This window comes from Streptococcus suis, from assembly GCF_017601095.1.
In the GTDB taxonomy this organism is placed as follows: domain Bacteria; phylum Bacillota; class Bacilli; order Lactobacillales; family Streptococcaceae; genus Streptococcus; species Streptococcus suis_Z.
The window spans coordinates 119801-135367 of record NZ_JAGFUX010000007.1 but is presented as its reverse complement, the minus strand read 5'-3'; the positions used below and the strand labels follow the sequence as shown (position 1 = coordinate 135367).

The 15567-nt window shown below is 39.4% G+C and carries 15 protein-coding genes; 2 read left to right on the top strand and 13 right to left on the bottom strand.

The features are described 5' to 3' along the window. Window positions 1–162: 162 nt before the first annotated feature. Window positions 163–654 (bottom strand): GNAT family N-acetyltransferase, encoded by a 492-nt coding sequence (locus J5566_RS07485; protein ID WP_208562752.1) that lies wholly within the window; start codon window positions 652–654, stop codon window positions 163–165. A gap of 126 nt (window positions 655–780) precedes the next feature. After that, window positions 781–2352 (bottom strand): L-lactate permease, encoded by a 1572-nt coding sequence (locus tag J5566_RS07480; protein WP_208562751.1) that lies wholly within the window; start codon window positions 2350–2352, stop codon window positions 781–783. A gap of 400 nt (window positions 2353–2752) precedes the next feature. Between J5566_RS07480 and J5566_RS07475 the strand changes: the two genes are divergently transcribed. Further along, complete coding sequence (locus J5566_RS07475; RefSeq protein ID WP_208562750.1) at window positions 2753–4282, top strand: ATP-binding cassette domain-containing protein; 1530 nt, start codon at window positions 2753–2755, stop codon at window positions 4280–4282. A gap of 27 nt (window positions 4283–4309) precedes the next feature. On the opposite strand, the gene J5566_RS07470 is transcribed toward J5566_RS07475, so the two are convergent. From J5566_RS07470 to J5566_RS07450, 5 genes are all read right to left on the bottom strand, one after another. Then, a complete protein-coding gene (locus tag J5566_RS07470; protein WP_208562749.1) occupies window positions 4310–4477 on the bottom strand; it encodes a hypothetical protein in 168 nt (55 codons plus the stop codon). A gap of 295 nt (window positions 4478–4772) precedes the next feature. Further along, window positions 4773–6086, bottom strand: coding sequence for a GTPase ObgE (gene obgE / locus J5566_RS07465; protein WP_208562748.1), 1314 nt, complete (start codon window positions 6084–6086; stop codon window positions 4773–4775). A gap of 45 nt (window positions 6087–6131) precedes the next feature. Continuing rightward, window positions 6132–6260 carry a DUF4044 domain-containing protein gene (locus tag J5566_RS07460; protein WP_158454651.1) on the bottom strand — a complete coding sequence of 43 codons (129 nt, stop codon included), beginning with the start codon at window positions 6258–6260 and terminating at the stop codon, window positions 6132–6134. A gap of 57 nt (window positions 6261–6317) precedes the next feature. Next, window positions 6318–8102 carry an excinuclease ABC subunit UvrC gene (gene uvrC, locus J5566_RS07455; protein WP_208562747.1) on the bottom strand — a complete coding sequence of 595 codons (1785 nt, stop codon included), beginning with the start codon at window positions 8100–8102 and terminating at the stop codon, window positions 6318–6320. A 58-nt stretch (window positions 8103–8160) separates the two neighbouring features. Continuing rightward, window positions 8161–8436, bottom strand: coding sequence for a zinc ribbon domain-containing protein (locus J5566_RS07450; RefSeq protein WP_208562746.1), 276 nt, complete (start codon window positions 8434–8436; stop codon window positions 8161–8163). 99 nt (window positions 8437–8535) lie between these two features. Between J5566_RS07450 and J5566_RS07445 the strand changes: the two genes are divergently transcribed. Beyond that, window positions 8536–9465 carry a hypothetical protein gene (locus J5566_RS07445; protein WP_208562745.1) on the top strand — a complete coding sequence of 310 codons (930 nt, stop codon included), beginning with the start codon at window positions 8536–8538 and terminating at the stop codon, window positions 9463–9465. A 46-nt stretch (window positions 9466–9511) separates the two neighbouring features. Here the strand turns inward: J5566_RS07445 and J5566_RS07440 are convergent, their stop codons facing one another. From J5566_RS07440 to J5566_RS07415, 6 genes are all read right to left on the bottom strand, one after another. Further along, window positions 9512–10006: a YkgJ family cysteine cluster protein gene (locus tag J5566_RS07440; protein ID WP_208562744.1), complete on the bottom strand. Its 495-nt coding sequence runs from the start codon at window positions 10004–10006 to the stop codon at window positions 9512–9514. A 19-nt stretch (window positions 10007–10025) separates the two neighbouring features. Next, a complete protein-coding gene (locus J5566_RS07435; RefSeq protein WP_208562743.1) occupies window positions 10026–10295 on the bottom strand; it encodes a hypothetical protein in 270 nt (89 codons plus the stop codon). A gap of 618 nt (window positions 10296–10913) precedes the next feature. Then, window positions 10914–12755: a hypothetical protein gene (locus J5566_RS07430; RefSeq protein ID WP_208562742.1), complete on the bottom strand. Its 1842-nt coding sequence runs from the start codon at window positions 12753–12755 to the stop codon at window positions 10914–10916. A gap of 14 nt (window positions 12756–12769) precedes the next feature. Next, window positions 12770–13519 (bottom strand): hypothetical protein, encoded by a 750-nt coding sequence (locus J5566_RS07425; RefSeq protein WP_208562741.1) that lies wholly within the window; start codon window positions 13517–13519, stop codon window positions 12770–12772. A 69-nt stretch (window positions 13520–13588) separates the two neighbouring features. Continuing rightward, on the bottom strand, window positions 13589–14305 hold the full coding sequence (locus J5566_RS07420) for a hypothetical protein (protein ID WP_208562740.1): 717 nt from the start codon (window positions 14303–14305) through the stop codon (window positions 13589–13591). Continuing rightward, window positions 14298–15230, bottom strand: coding sequence for a glycosyltransferase family 2 protein (locus J5566_RS07415; RefSeq protein ID WP_208562739.1), 933 nt, complete (start codon window positions 15228–15230; stop codon window positions 14298–14300). Before J5566_RS07415 ends, J5566_RS07420 begins: the two co-directional genes overlap by 8 nt. Between the last annotated feature and the right edge of the window lie 337 nt (window positions 15231–15567).

The following is a 15567-nucleotide window of genomic DNA, read 5'->3' as shown; positions in this document are numbered from 1 at the left end:
TAAGGTTGACCCACGACACGCCACTCTTTCTCAGCTCATATATTTCTAGTTTTTCTTCATAACTTAATTTCATAAGAAAAACACCCCAATCGTTAGATTTTGTGTCTAACTTTTGGGGTGCAGTTCATAACAGTCAAGGCTTTTTTTGCATCTCACAATGATTTATAAAATTTTTTTATAGGACCAACCTTTCTTTGTCTTTTCAACAGCTTCAAAGCCACATTTCTCAAACAGCTTTCGTGAACCAAGATTCCAATCATAAATTTCTTCGACAAGTATTTCCACAAAGCCCAGCTCCCTTGCTCGATCAATCATTCGCTGCAATACCTTGGTTCCTATTCCCTTTTTCCAATACCTCTTGTCTCCAATGGCAATGGCAAAATCATCTTTAAAAAGAGTCACATCACCTATTGGTAGAAACTGACCATTTTCAATTATCTCAATGAAATAACATTCTCCATTCGTTGACAAGTATTCATACATACGATTGAGCAAGTCCTGACTATAACGTTCTTGATCACCATCAATCAGCCAGACCAATTCCAAATCTTGATGCCATATCAAAGCAAAATCATGAATTCCATCATATTTACGAAGCCGAATCTGATTGTCAATTTCTAATACTGCGGCCTGCTCTACTCCTTCGATCGCCATGAATATCTCCTTACTAGTTCATCTCGGTAGGTCAATTTTATCACAAATCTGAATAGATGAGAATAACCATTCCTATTCATCTAGTAATACAAACATCAAAAAAGCCTCATTTCGAGGCTTCTTGTTTTATAAAAATAATCCAACTAAAGCTGTAATGATACCGTAGATAAACATAGGTACGGCAGTTTTTTGCATAATATACCCTTCCTGTCGTTGAACACCTGAAACAGATGAAGCTGCGATGATGTTATTGACACAGGTCATATTCCCCATGGCTCCACCAACTGACTGCATGGCCAAGATACTGGTCATGTTCAGACCTGTTTGTGTAGCGATGGACTGTTGCACCCCACCAAAAATCAAGTTTGAAATGGTTGCAGATCCTGAAAAGAATGCTCCAATTGCGCCTAGATAGGAAGCAAAGATTCCCCAGAATGGACCAGTTGCTGCTGCCAAGGACATCCCAATAATAGACACCATAGACTGATCACCATTTAGAAGCATAAATTTCACCATAGTTACACCACCTACTAGCGAGAAGAATGGTACGACCATTTGCTGAGCAGTCCCGACAACCATTTTCCAAACTTTCCCCTTCATACTTGGATAAAATCCAGATAAGGCAAATACAATCACAAAGAAAGGAATAAAGGCTGGGGCATAGAGCAACTCGTAAGATTCACTAGAGCTTGTTCCAAATACATTTGCCAAGGTAAATTTCAAGGCCTTGGTAACTGCCAAATCAGCAAATCCTAGATTAGCTTTGAACCAAACTGCATCGGTTCGCATCAGGGCTTTAATCCCTAATTGAGGAACTCGTGTCACTACTAAGATTAGCACCAGACTAATCAATGGTAAGAGAGCCATAAAGAGTTCTTTTATGGCAACAGGAGCCGCTTGGGCACTCTCCTTTTCAGTCTTCTCTAAACCAATATTTTTCTTAGCCAACCAGATTGAGATAATAAAACCAATTGCACCTCCCAATAGAGATGGAAACTCATAGTTGATGGTTGCTAAAAGGGTCATTGGCAAGGCGCAGGCGAAAACTGTCAGGTAAACATAGAGAAGATTAGCCTTGATTTCTGCCCAAGAAAAGACATAACGAAGGGCGATCAAGGGAATGACAAAACCTGCTGTCAAGTGAACAATCGCTGCTTTTAAGCCCAATTCCCCAATTTGCTGCACGGTCAATCCCAAGGAACCAAAACCAAACCAAGTCGGTGTTCCGACAGCTCCAAAAGATACAGGAATTGAGTTAAAAATTAAAACTGCAATCACCACCCTAATCGGTTCAAAACCAAGCGCAATCAAGATCGGAGCCGCGATTGCAGCAGGCGTACCGAAACCAGAAGCCCCTTCAATCATGAAAGCAAAGGCAAATCCAATAATCATCATTTGGGCAACGGGATTGGGTGTCAAACTTGACATCCAGCGATTGATGACCGCTTGGTTACCTGTTTGCTGTTGGAAATTGTTGAAAAGAACCGCACCCATGATAACCGTAATCGGTGTTAGGGTCGCCCAAAATCCTGTTACCAAACCGGAATTCAGTAGGGCAAAATCCGTCCTAAAATAAACCAACAAAATAAGATAGACTAAAGCAGCTATGCCAGGAAGTGCATAGTTGGCTGGAACCCGCATTTTTATCATCAAGAAAATCAAGAGAACAATGGGGAAAACACTCAATAAAATATCCATACTATTTTTCAAATCCTTCTATTTTAGACTATTTTTTAAGACTGTTTAAAAATAGCTCTTCCTATTATACCTCAAAGCCTAGCAACTTGCGCAAGAGAAGGTTCATATTTTTGCAAATCATTCCTATTTTGAATCAAAAAAATGACAAAACTTGACCACTCCTTTTCATGTCAGTGAAAGATTGACAAACTCCAAACAGGATGCTATACTGAAAAAAATAAACAAAGTGAGGTAAGGAGACATGGACAAGTAAGCCACCCATTCAATATCACCTAAACTGATTGGTTGGTTTTCTTGCGCCCTCGTTTCCTATCTAAGCAGGTACTCCCTGCACAGAAGGCTTTTTTGCGTGCGACAGCTACCCAATCGATAGCTGTTTTTTCATTGACTAGGAGGCCTTATGCTACAGATTTCACACCTTACCATTGACCACCAGCACGACTTACGCACATTGGTCCACAACCTCTCCATTACCATCAATCCCGGCGACAAGGTAGCCATTATCGGAGAAGAAGGCAACGGCAAATCCAGCCTGCTCAAGCTCATCATGGACCCTAAGCTCGTCCAAGACTACCTCCAGTTTGACGGCCACATCACTCGCCACTACTCCTCTCACACCTATATTCCCCAAAGTCTTCCTCGAGAAATAGCAGAGCTGACCCTGAATGACTACTTCTTTGGCGATTTTGATGAGGCTATTGATTATAGCCTACTCTACCTCTACGCAGACCAGCTACAGTTTGACAGCGACCGCTTTACCAGTACGCAGGTCATTTCCAGCCTATCTGGTGGAGAAAAATTTAAAATCCAACTCATCAAGCTACTAGCACGAGACCGTCAAATTCTCTTCCTAGATGAGCCTTCCAACGACTTAGACTTAGATACGCTGATATGGCTAGAAAACTTCATCCGTACCAGTCCCAAAACCATTCTCTTCATCTCGCATGATGAAGACTTATTGGCTGCAACTGCCACCAAGATTATTCACCTAGAGTCTGTCAAAAAGAAAACATTGGCTCAAACCAATGTCAAAACAAACGACTACCAAACCTACCGTGACAATCGGGAACAGGCCTATCAGAAACAAGTCCAGCAGGCTCGCAATGACCGCAAGGAATTTGACAAGGCCGTGACCAAACACCTACGGCAAAAATCCCAGGTTCGTCATACCCTACTCAATACCCACGACGCGACCATGGGTCGTCTGATTGCCAAGAAGATGAAAAGTGTTCTCTCCCAAGAGAAACGCTATGAAAAGATGCAAGAGAACTTGACACAGGTTCCCTACCACGAAGACGCTATCAACCTCTTCTTCACTGATACACCTAGCCTGCCTGCCACTAAGGTTCTGTTGAATGTAGAAGATTTCCAATTAAAACTGGGCAACCAAGTCCTTGCTTCCCACCTTAAACTTCGGGTCAAAGGACAAGAAAAGATTGGGATTATCGGACCAAATGGTTGCGGAAAATCAACTTTACTCAAGCAAGTCTACGCTTTACTTTCCATCCGCAAGGATCTGTCACTGGGCTATATGCCACAGCATTATGCAGATATCTTGGATGATAAGTTGAGCCCGCTGGATTTCTTACTTGGAGATGCTGACCAAGCCTACCGCCAGAAAATTTTGACTCATCTAGCCAGCCTCCAATTCACTAGACAGGAAGTTCATCACCCGATGAAGGAACTCTCTGGAGGACAGCGAGCCAAGATTCTTATCTTAAAAATGGTTTTGGAAGAAGCAAATTTCCTCCTCTTAGACGAACCCAGTCGCAACTTCTCACCAACATCCCAACCCTTTATCCGCCAACTATTTGCTGACTATACAGGCGGCCTCATCTGCGTATCCCACGACCGCCGATTTCTAAAAGATGTCTGCCAAACCATCTACCGACTAACAGAAGACGGGCTGGTGGAAGTGGAGACTATTTAATGAAAAAGATGAGTAGGAACTCATTTCCTACTCATCTTTTTCTGCTTCTTTTGCCAACCTTTCTCTTTCCAAACGCAATTTTCGATTGGGATTGAGCTTGTTGAACAATTCTTCTAATTTTTCATCAGTCCACACATCAGCAGCAGAAACAAAATTTCCATCTTTATCCTTGAAGGATATCGGTTTATCACCCATACAAACCTCCAAATTTCTATCATTCTTTATTTGTATTCATCCAAGTCCAAGGCGACCAGCTGATACAGTCTATCCCTAGACTACCATACTCTTGAGTTTCTTAGTTCACTCTAAACTAACTTATCAGACAATTTACGACATGGAGTTCAGGCAGTCGATATTACTGCCTGAACGAAATTAGTAAGGTTGGTTACCTCGCTTTTGAATTGCTTGGCTCGGGTTAAAACTGTCCCCCGGACATGGTCGCTTTCGTATTTCAAGGCGACCAGCTGAAAAAGTCCACTGGACTTTTTCACTAATCCACAAACTCAAATTCAAACTTGCCGATACGGACGGTATCGCCGTCTTTGGCACCTCTAGCACGGAGGGCTTCGTCAACTCCCATTCCCCGCAATTGGCGAGCGAATTTCATAACGGATTCATCACGATCAAAGTTGGTCATGGTGAAGAGTTTTTCGAGCTTGTCACCAGACAGAATCCAGCTAGCATCATCTGCACGACTGATATCAAATTCTGGCTCATCTGGATTAAAGCCGTAGTAAGCCTCTTCTTCTTGGAAATCTGATTCATCATAAAGCAAGAATTCTGGTGTTTTCTCTAGCAATTCTGCTGTTGCCTCCAAGAGATTTTCCAAGCCTTGGTGGGCAATTCCTGAAATTGGGAAAATCTGTGGTAGTTCGTCAAATTCATCATAGTTTGCTGCCAATTTTTTCTTAAATTCTTTCAGATTATCAGCTGCTTCCGGCATGTCCATCTTATTGGCAACAATAATCTGTGGGCGTTCCATGAGACGAAGATTGTAGGTTTCCAATTCATTGTTGATGGCTACATAATCTTCATATGGATCACGACCTTCACTTGCTGACATATCCAAGACATGCAAGATAACACGTGTCCGCTCGATATGGCGAAGGAATTGGGTACCTAGACCAACACCTTGACTAGCCCCTTCAATCAAACCTGGCAAGTCTGCAACTGCAAATGATTCGCCAGATTTAGTGCGAACCATGCCCAAATTGGGAACAATGGTAGTAAAGTGATAGGCACCGATTTTTGGCTTGGCAGCGGTAATCACGCTAAGTAGGGTTGATTTCCCAACGGAAGGAAAACCGACCAAACCTACATCAGCTAGCACTTTTAATTCCAATTCCAATTGGCGTTCTTCACCTGGTTCTCCATTTTCAGAAATCTCAGGTGCTGGATTTTTAGGTGTCGCAAAACGGATATTTCCACGACCACCACGGCCTCCATGAGCAATGATGAATTCTTGGCCATGCTCCACCAAATCCGTAATAACTTTTCCTGTTTCTGCATCACGGACAGTAGTTCCTTGAGGAACACGAACCACCATATCATCTGCTCCACGGCCATGCATGCCCTTGGTCATCCCTTTTTCACCATCATCAGCCTTAAAACGACGATTGTAACGGAAATCCATGAGGGTACGCAAGCCTTCGTCAACAACAAAGACGACATTACCACCACGACCACCGTCGCCGCCCCATGGACCACCGTTTGGGACATATTTTTCACGGCGAAAGGCTACCATGCCATCGCCACCCTTACCAGCCTTGACTGTAATCTTGGCTGTATCTAAAAACATACTCATAAAAAACCTATTCTTTCTGTCAAAAAGACGCTATACAGCGCCTTTTTAATTCATCAGTGCATTGACTGCTGGGAAAATCAGACCAGCAAGTGTAGCAATAACCATTAATAGAACGATAATTAAGGTTATTTTCTCAAAAGCTGTCTTTTTGTGTTTTTCTTCACCGAAAGCCATTTCTACGCTCCTTATTCAGTCATTGATAGTTTATTTTACCACAATTTTGCCCCTTTTTCAATTGTCATCTTTTGGAGCCAAACATTCCTTAACCTTCTCCGCCACCTTGTAAGGCACACCTGCTTCTGCGATTTCCTGCAAACTTGCTGACTGGATATTGCCAATGGACTTGAAATGCTTCATCAAAGCCTGCTTGCGTTTTGGTCCCAAGCCTTCTATGCCGTCCAATTTAGATGAGAAGGAGTTTTTAGACCGAACCTGACGATGAAACTCAATAGCAAAGCGGTGAACCTCATCTTGAATCCGATGCAGAAGGAAAAATTCCTGTGAATTGCGGGGCAACTCCACAACCCCTAGCGGATTACCAAAGAGCAATTCGTGGGTCTGGTGCTTGTCATTCTTCTGCAGACCTGCAATGGGAATGGACATACCCAACTCCTGCTCGATGACCTGTTTTGCGACATTAACCTGTCCCTGACCACCGTCAATGATAATCAAATCAGGCGGTGTCAAATCGTCTCGCAAGACCCGACTATAACGGCGTTGCAGCACTTCACGCATAGAGGCATAATCATCCGGACCCTCCACCGTCTTAATCTTGTACTTGCGGTATTCTTTTTTATTAGGCACCCCATTTTCAAAGACCACCATGGCCGACACAGGACTGGTTCCCATGATGTTGGAGTTATCAAAAGCCTCAATCCGCACAGGCGTCGGAATTCCCAATAACTGACCGATATTCTCCACTGCACCGTAGGTCCTCTCCAGATTTTTCTCCAGGAGATTAAACTTCTGCTCCAGACTGACACGCGCATTCTTGGTCGCTAGATTGATAAGTTGCTTCTTCTCGCCACGCTGGGGCTTGATGACCTTGGTATCTACCAGAGCTTCTACGGCTTCTTGGTCAATATCCTGCGGTATCAAGACCTCTGAGGGAATCAAATGTTGCTGGTCCCTGTAAAACTGACCGATGTAGGTCAAAAAGTCTTCGTCCGCATCATTATAGTATGGGAAGAGATTGACATTCCGCTCAATCAGTTTCCCCTGCCGAACAAAGAAAACCTGCACACACATCCAGCCCTTGTCCACATAGTAGCCAAAGACATCTCGGTTTTGCAAGTCATGAGCCATCACTCGTTGCTTGGTTCGCAGGGTAGAAATGGATTGCAGGACATCACGGTATTCCGCAGCCTTTTCAAATTCCAAATTGCCAGCTGCTACCTTCATCTTATCCTGAACTTCCTTGACAATCTTATCATCATGACCTGTCAAGAACTGGGCAACTTCCTTGGCCATCTTGTCATAGTCAGACAGGCTGGGCAGGTTATCCCCATGTGCCAGACATTGCCCCAAATGATAATAAAGACAATACTTGTTCTCAGGCAATTTACACTTGCGGAATGGATAGAGGCGCTCCAATAGTTTGAGGGTCTGGTTGGCCGCACCCACATCTGGATAGGGACCAAAATACTGACCGCCATCCTTTTTTATCTGCCGTGTAATCATCAACCGTGGGTGGCGTTCCTTGGTAATCTTGATAAAGGGATAAGACTTGTCATCCTTGAGCATGATGTTATAGCGTGGCTTGTTTTCCTGAATCAGATTGATTTCTAGCAAGAGAGCCTCGATATTAGAATCCGTTACGATGAATTCAAAATCGGCAATTTCAGATACTAAGGCCTCTGTCTTAGTATCATGGGCACCACGAAAATAAGACCGCACCCGATTGCGCAGGTTTTTGGCCTTGCCCACATAGATAATCTTTCCGTACTTGTTTTTATGGAGATAACAACCAGGACTGTCCGGCAGCAGCTCCAACTTGTGCTTGATTAAATCGTTCATAAGTTACATTATAACAAAAAATGAGCAGGGAGGACTGTCCCAACTCATCTGCATCTCTTTATTTTTGAACCTGCCAACGTTTGGCTTTTTTCAGCATAAATGGGTAAGAGGCTTTCATCAAGAATTTTACAAAACTATTTCCTTGACCGTTTGAAATCGCATTTTTTCCTTTAGCGATCATCTGTTCAAAACTGATGTCAGGCTCCAAAAAAGCCCCCTTGGCATAACAATAAGAACAATAGCTTGTAGACTGACTTCCATCTGCCTCAGTTCCTCTCACATCTTGGCCGTTTAGATTGAGGGGCATGGCACAGGATTGACAAAATTTTTCCATAAACATCTCCTTTTGGCTATTGGTCTAGTATAGCATTTTCAAAATAATCTGCAAGAAGTTCGCCCTAGGAACCCCAGTATCTATGGTATAATAAAGGCTATGAAACCAACAATGCTCGGAGATTTACTCCACTTGAAACCCTACCACCATTATTATTCCATTCCCGTCATCCAACTGAACAACCAAAAGTCTGGATACCTTGTTCTCTTCCAAGATGACAACCAATTACAATTGGTCAATCATTTGGCAGATAATGGTCGAACCCAGTCCTTTAAAAAAGCTAGTATTTTTTCATGGGAAGAACTTCTTCTGGAGTTAGGGGCCATCCCACTAGATTGTATACATCAAATTCTTATCCTCCAAGCTCCTCGAGACAAGCAACAAGCAACAGATAAACCACTGCAATTAAAAGAAGTTTTTCTAAGATATAGAAAGTCTGAGCAAGTCTTGTCTTTTCTAAAACAAAGTCCTAAAACTGCTCAAGAATTGGCAAACTTGGAGCCTGAGGAAGAACGAATTCGCCTTGCCAACCAAACCTATGACCCTTTTCGTTCAACCGTTCGACAGGAGAATCGCCATCCATCAGAACCAAAAATGGACATTGTATCCGATAAGGAATATAAGCATCTAACGGATTTCCATCCCTTCATCCAATCTCAAAGGGGCAATGTATACAAGGTTCCGGTTGACTACTTGGATCCTGATAAACAAACCACTGTCACCATTGACATTATGGGCTGGTATTTTTACAAAAAGCAATTGAAAATTCGTTGGAGACCTCGTCATACCCGTAAAGGACGCTGGCGTTCTTCCCTCGTTTCGGTCGATAAAAAAACTGGGTCCTACTTTTTTCAAGGGGAACTCTATAAAAAAGGAAATTATCCAATATTTTTGCACTCCATGTCCTTCAATAAAGGGATTCCAACCAACTTCCAAGAACAGTTTCATGCTAATTTTCACCACTTCCAATCCATCATTGAAGACCAAAAGAAGAAAGCCCTCTTGCGCATCTATTCTTTTGGAAAATAAGAAAAAGCCTCTTGCACTATCCGTAACGGATAGCAAGAGGTTATTTTTATATTCGAGTCTTCAATTTCTCAACAAAGAGATAGGCTGCAGGACAAGTGAGTGTATTCTTCATGGTCAGATGATTAATCTGGTAAATCTTTTTGCGGTCCGTATGAGGAAATTCTCGACAGGCCTTCGGACGTACATCATAAATTGAACAGAGATTATCGCCACCTAAAAATGGACAGGGCATGGATTTAAAGACCTTGTCATTGTCTTCATCGACCCTCAAGTACATTTCCTCAAAAGCGGGTAATCGCATTTTGAAATACTTGGCAATTCGTGTAATATCCGCCTCCGTGAAAAGAGGACCTAAGGTCTTACAGCAATTGGCACAGGCAGTACAGTCAATTTCATTAAACACTTCTGTATGAACTTGCTGCACAATTTTGTCCAAATTTTTCGGTGGTTTCTTCTTCAAGGAAGCCAAAAACTTACGGTGTTCAGCTTGTTTTTGCAAGGCAAGCTGGTGGTATTTTTCTAAATCAATTTCTTGTTTCATAGGACTAGTATAGCATAGATTAGTAGTGATTTGCCTTGATAAGGTAGGCATAAAGCAACCAAATAATCAAATAAAGAACCATACCGATAGGTACAATCGGAAAGATAGGGATAGAGATGAGGATAAGAGATAAGAAGGTCAAAAAGCCAAGTGTTTTCAACTTCAAACTTCTCTCATCTCTTGCCACCTGCCGGTTCCAGTCATCGACAAATGCCTGCGCTTGTTCGGTCTGCTTCTTCAACAGTTGAGCCAATAGCTCAATCCTTTCCTGATCTTCTTCTTGAATCATAGTAATCAAAATATCATTGATTCGATTTTTATTGGCTCCATGCTGGGTTAAAGTTGCCTGGTATTGGGCATTCGCTACTATTGTTTACTGTACCTGACTTAATTTTAGATTCAATAACTGACGGTCTTTCGAGCTAAGCATCTTCTTCCTCGCACCATTTTCTTTTCGGTTTATTTTAAAAATAGCAGAGCAGTCAAGACTACTTGCTTACTATATACTAGTTTGTCATATGAACGATTGAAAATGAAAGTATTACTTGTCATTTCTTTTCTTGAAGGTAAGTAATTGTTTTTCTGTGACTAATTTTATATTTTTAAATCTGAAAATTATGTCAGGGAAGGCATTTTAAAAAAACAAATACAAGAAAAAAACTTCTTGAGAGCTGGTTTAAAAATTGAAAACAAGCAAAATTAGTTTGTTTCCTATATTATAAATTTAAAAATTAGCAAATAACTTTGTTTTCTTATATTTTAAAATTGAAAATAAGCAAAAAATTTTTTTGCAATGTTATAAATGTATTTTGTTCGTGAATTATTTAAAAAGCTATCCCTACTATACTAGTTTTCATATGAAAACTTTTGACTTTTATTTATACTCATAACAGATGAGAATGTCATTCTACTTTTTTCTCAGTTTCATATGGAGCACCCCAATGACGAGCCAAGTTAAAATGGATATTCCTATCGAAAATTTATGTAAGAGTGTTTTTTCGTATGTAATAACGACTTGAGAACTTCCACTTATTTTAAACTCCAACCATCCTTTTTTATTTTTATAACTGGTAAGGATATTTCCACTATCGTCTTTGACAACGAATCCCTTTAAGTAGGTGATTGGTGCTTGGATAATTTTAGTACTAGATGGAATATCATTAATGAAAAAACTAAAATCTTTTTGCAAAAATTTATTTAATGTTCGTTCACCATCAAAATAGACTGCATTTTCAATAATATCATTAGTCTCTACTTCGGTATCTTTAGAAACATTGTAAAGCGGTCGATTGGATTCGCCGTTTAAGATAGTGTACATACCATCGTCAATCGTGTAAGTGCCATCGGCATTTTGAGTTCGCCTGATTTGACCCTCTGTCCGATAATCCATAAAACCGTTAATCCGGTACCAACCCTTACCAGCCCAACTACTGAAATAACCAAAGTTAGAGTTTTCAAGCCCCTTGTAGATTGTATCGTCCGTTGCTAAATAACTATTGCGATCAAAGTCTGATAAATTGGAAGTTGTAATCCCATTTTTTTGCTGGTAAAAATTTTGACTCAAAAATAGCAAATAAAGGATTGAGCTAGCCACAAAGAAATGCTTGTTCGTAAATCTCTTCGGCTCGGTGAGAAGAATATTCTGCCAGCCAAATGCAATGAATAACGAGATAGCAAAGAAAAGGAATGAATCCAGTCGGTTGAGATTTTGAAACATATCAACAACAGAGAGACGTTGTAAAAAATACCAAGGAACGAGATGACTTTGCAGAATTGAAATGGTGATAATACCAAAAATCAACTTTTGAAGTTTTCTATTAAACACTCTATAATAAAGCAGACAAAATAGAGTAGTGATGAATAATAGAATTAAGACTTCTCGAAAGGAAACAGCAGATTCTAGACGTTTTAACCATGTTAGATTATCAACACTGCTATCCACAATACCGTTTGATGACAAATTCATGGCAGGAACATGAATCCAGTCATTAGCCACCTTCTGTTCTAGCATTGGAAAAACAAATATTGCAGTTGACAAGATAACAGATGCGATAACCTGAACCCAGACATAAAGTCTCTCTTTTATCAATAGCTTTCGTTTATTTACAAGCAATACAGCAAAAAGCACAGCTGAGTAAAATACTAGTAAAACAGTCGTCAAAAGATGTGACAGAGTAATAATAATAATCGCAAAAATTGTTACTAATCGCCACTCTCTTGCCCTTCCAAATATTAGCTGATAAATCCCTATAATGGCATAAGGCAAAAACATATAGGTAATCTGAGCATTGTAGGTCCCCATATTGAGCATTCTCACATTAACAACTGAATATCCAAAAATATATAAAACTGAAAAAAGAAATGCAAAATATGGCTTCTTTTGCCACTTATCATAAGCGTGGTAAGCAATATTTAAACCGATAAGATGAAAAACAATATTCCATAGTAAAACTGAAAATACTGGACTTCCAGTCAAGTACCAAACTAAAGCAACTGGATAATTAATAAAATAAGGATAAAAGAAATTAACAGCATACCCCTGATTATTAAAACTAAAATAAGAAATATCTAAAGCAAATTTCCCATGAGAAATATTTTGCACTATTTCATACATTCTTGAAAAATGGAACCAAGCATCCCAATCCATCTGAAATCGACGGTATAAGAGGAAAGGGATGACTGGAATAATAGCCATCACCAAGAAAAGTAAGTTCCGCAAACGCCAGTCTGAAATCATTTTTTTTAACATTTGTATATCCTTTATTATCTAAAAACTTTTTTGACAAACCCAATAAATCTAAAAAAGTAGCCTGCCAGTAAAAGTTGTAAAATTAGCAAAGTTGTATAGGTATATTGACTTTTTGTTTCCCAAAAGAAATGAAAAACAACTGTGCCGACAAGAAATAATAGCATAGGCAACGTTTCGCCTATAAACATTTCCTCTCTTGTGGTCAATTCAATAATAAAACCTATAAAAAGTGTACAGTATGTAAATATCTGTAAAACGCTCATAGCATTAACTAAAGAAACATAGTAATTGCCTCCGCTATATACATTAGCTAAAATCGAAGACTTTGCTGACATACCTTTAGCCTTAATCGGTCCTAACCAAATGGATTCGAACGTTCCATCAAACCATGTTGCAGCGAATTTCTTTGTAAAATATTGATAGGCATTTTTAGGATTAGATAAGAAGTAACTTATTCGATTTTTTAAATCTGCAATAGCAATTTTAGATGATTCGTTTTCATCATAACCTGTCTTTTGATATAATCTTGTATGGTAAGCATTGTGATAACCTGGAATCCAGTTTTCAACACCGTCCGGATCCGAACTCATTCCCATGGTAACAAAGGTGATTTTAGGAAGACCTTTATTCAACGATTGTCCAATTTCGTTTTCATAATACAAATTCTGAAGATACACTAAGGAGGAACTGGCTGTAAAAATTATCGGAATTATAACAAGTATCACTTTTTCTTTGGTTAATAAATAACGATAAAATAAGGACATAGTTATTGCAATCTGAAAAATCATAAAATTACTACGAACTAGTACACTTAATGATAAAAAGAACACCATCTATAAAAATTGTAAAAATTTTGGTTCCTTCCAGTAGTTCAAATAATAAACTATTGATAGTAATGCAAGAAAAACAGCTATACGTCCGTTATATATAAATTTAATGTAAAAAATATTGGGCAAAAACAATGCCGCCAGCAACAAAGCAGTATTCGTAATTTGTCTAGTTTCCCAAATTTTATTAGCTATCATGCCAATAAGACCAATATTAGCAATAGATATTATTAAAAAAATCCACGAAAATACTTCTAAGTTATCTGTAAAAGATAAAATAAACCGATTGATAGTTAACATTCCAAGCTGATGAGGGTGTACAAAAAGATACCCTCCTAATTCTGTTAGAGCAGAGTAATCACCTGAATTAAATTGCTTTGCAGCTATCATGATGGAAGCTGGATCTGCTCGTAAATTGAAATCAGATAATACAATTAAGCCTCCTCCAATTAGGAAAGACAACGCTGAGAGAACCAAGAAGAGTATACTAGGTCTAAATTTCTTAAAAAGCTCACTACAAATCGCTAGTAAAACAATTAAAATAATAATAAAAATATAATATTTCCATGGTACTTTATGATATTCCACTTCTTCATAAAGATTTAATTTAAAGAAGACCGTTATTATTAATGACCCAAAACTTAACAAAGTTAATACAACGATAATTGAAATATAATTAACTGCTATATAAAGTCTTCCCAAACCATTTACTAACTTACTCATCTTTCTCCTTCACGATATAAATAGGTCTTTTCTTAGTTTCTAAGAAGATTTTAGCTACATATTTCCCAAGTATGCCGATGGACAAGAGCTGAATGCCTCCAACAAGTAAAATAATGGTGACAAGACTTGCCCAACCTTCGATAGAGCCTCCAACAGTCAATTTTCTAACAACGATAAAGATGATTCCCACTATGGAGGCAAAAAATGAAAGAATACCACTCCATGTCGCAAAACTGAGCAGAGCCTCTGAAAAACTAATGAAGCCCTCCAAAGAGTATTTAAGCAAGCTCCAAAAAGACCAGGACGTTTCCCCTGCCACTCGTTCACGATTTTCATAGCTGATGTAAGTCACGTCGTAGCCTACCCAAGAAAAGAGTCCTTTAGAAAAACGATTAACCTCTTGTAATTCCAAAATGCTATCCACTACTTTACTTGTCATGAAACGGAAATCTCTAGCGCCATCTACCATTTCGGTATCTGATATTTTATTGATTAGCCAATAAAAAGACTTCGCGAAAAAGGAACGAATGGTCGGTTCTCCTTTACGGTCTGCACGCCTAGTACCAACCACATCATATCCCTCTTGGATTTTGGCATACATTTCCGGTAATAACTCAGGTGGATCTTGTAAGTCAGCATCCATAACGGTCACAAAATCTCCTGTGGCCGCTTCAAGCCCAGCTAAAAGCCCAGCTTCTTTCCCAAAATTTCGAGAAAAGGACAAATAATGGATGTTGTCAAACGTTGATGATACATCACGCAAAACTTCTAAGGTTCCGTCCTTTGAACCATCATTGATAAAATAGTATTCAAATTGTAATTGTTCTGATAGTTGATTTTCCATTTTCTGCATCTCTGCTAGAAATGGTCGAATGGTTTCTTCCTCGTTGTAACAAGGAACAATAACCGATAATAATTGTGTCATCTCTTCTCCATCGTATCTACTCTTAGGTTAAGGGTTGACTTAACAGTCAACCCTTGGTATACGTAGTATATCAAGCATTTTTAATCGAATTTTTCACAAAAGAATGAGTGAAATTTTTCACCTTTTATCTTTAAGACAAACACCCTAATTAGTTTTTGTCTTTGTTTGTTCGTGATAAACGAAAAAGACCATGATTTCTCAAGGTCTACGGAATTCATTATAATGTATGATTTCTTCACAAGTTTAAATTTCGAAAGCGAGTTAAACATGATATAGCACTAGATAAGGTGAGCGTAAAAGAATATGAAGAGCCCTTTGAGGATAGGAAAATAGTACG

Excerpts from the sequence above, each read along its gene's own strand:
- J5566_RS07430 (WP_208562742.1), bottom strand. The coding sequence starts at position 12,755 with ATGTTAAAAAAAATGATTTCAGACTGGCGTTTGCGGAACTTACTTTTC.
- J5566_RS07450 (WP_208562746.1), bottom strand. The coding sequence starts at position 8,436 with ATGGAAAAATTTTGTCAATCCTGTGCCATGCCCCTCAATCTAAACGGC.
- J5566_RS07435 (WP_208562743.1), bottom strand. The coding sequence starts at position 10,295 with ATGATTCAAGAAGAAGATCAGGAAAGGATTGAGCTATTGGCTCAACTG.
- obgE (WP_208562748.1), bottom strand. The coding sequence starts at position 6,086 with ATGAGTATGTTTTTAGATACAGCCAAGATTACAGTCAAGGCTGGTAAG.
- J5566_RS07470 (WP_208562749.1), bottom strand. The coding sequence starts at position 4,477 with ATGGGTGATAAACCGATATCCTTCAAGGATAAAGATGGAAATTTTGTT.
- J5566_RS07485 (WP_208562752.1), bottom strand. The coding sequence starts at position 654 with ATGGCGATCGAAGGAGTAGAGCAGGCCGCAGTATTAGAAATTGACAAT.
- uvrC (WP_208562747.1), bottom strand. The coding sequence starts at position 8,102 with ATGAACGATTTAATCAAGCACAAGTTGGAGCTGCTGCCGGACAGTCCT.
- J5566_RS07425 (WP_208562741.1), bottom strand. The coding sequence starts at position 13,519 with ATGTCCTTATTTTATCGTTATTTATTAACCAAAGAAAAAGTGATACTT.
- J5566_RS07460 (WP_158454651.1), bottom strand. The coding sequence starts at position 6,260 with ATGGCTTTCGGTGAAGAAAAACACAAAAAGACAGCTTTTGAGAAAATA.
- J5566_RS07480 (WP_208562751.1), bottom strand. The coding sequence starts at position 2,352 with ATGGATATTTTATTGAGTGTTTTCCCCATTGTTCTCTTGATTTTCTTG.
- J5566_RS07415 (WP_208562739.1), bottom strand. The coding sequence starts at position 15,230 with ATGACACAATTATTATCGGTTATTGTTCCTTGTTACAACGAGGAAGAA.
- J5566_RS07440 (WP_208562744.1), bottom strand. The coding sequence starts at position 10,006 with ATGAAACAAGAAATTGATTTAGAAAAATACCACCAGCTTGCCTTGCAA.
- J5566_RS07420 (WP_208562740.1), bottom strand. The coding sequence starts at position 14,305 with ATGAGTAAGTTAGTAAATGGTTTGGGAAGACTTTATATAGCAGTTAAT.
- J5566_RS07475 (WP_208562750.1), top strand. The coding sequence starts at position 2,753 with ATGCTACAGATTTCACACCTTACCATTGACCACCAGCACGACTTACGC.
- J5566_RS07445 (WP_208562745.1), top strand. The coding sequence starts at position 8,536 with ATGAAACCAACAATGCTCGGAGATTTACTCCACTTGAAACCCTACCAC.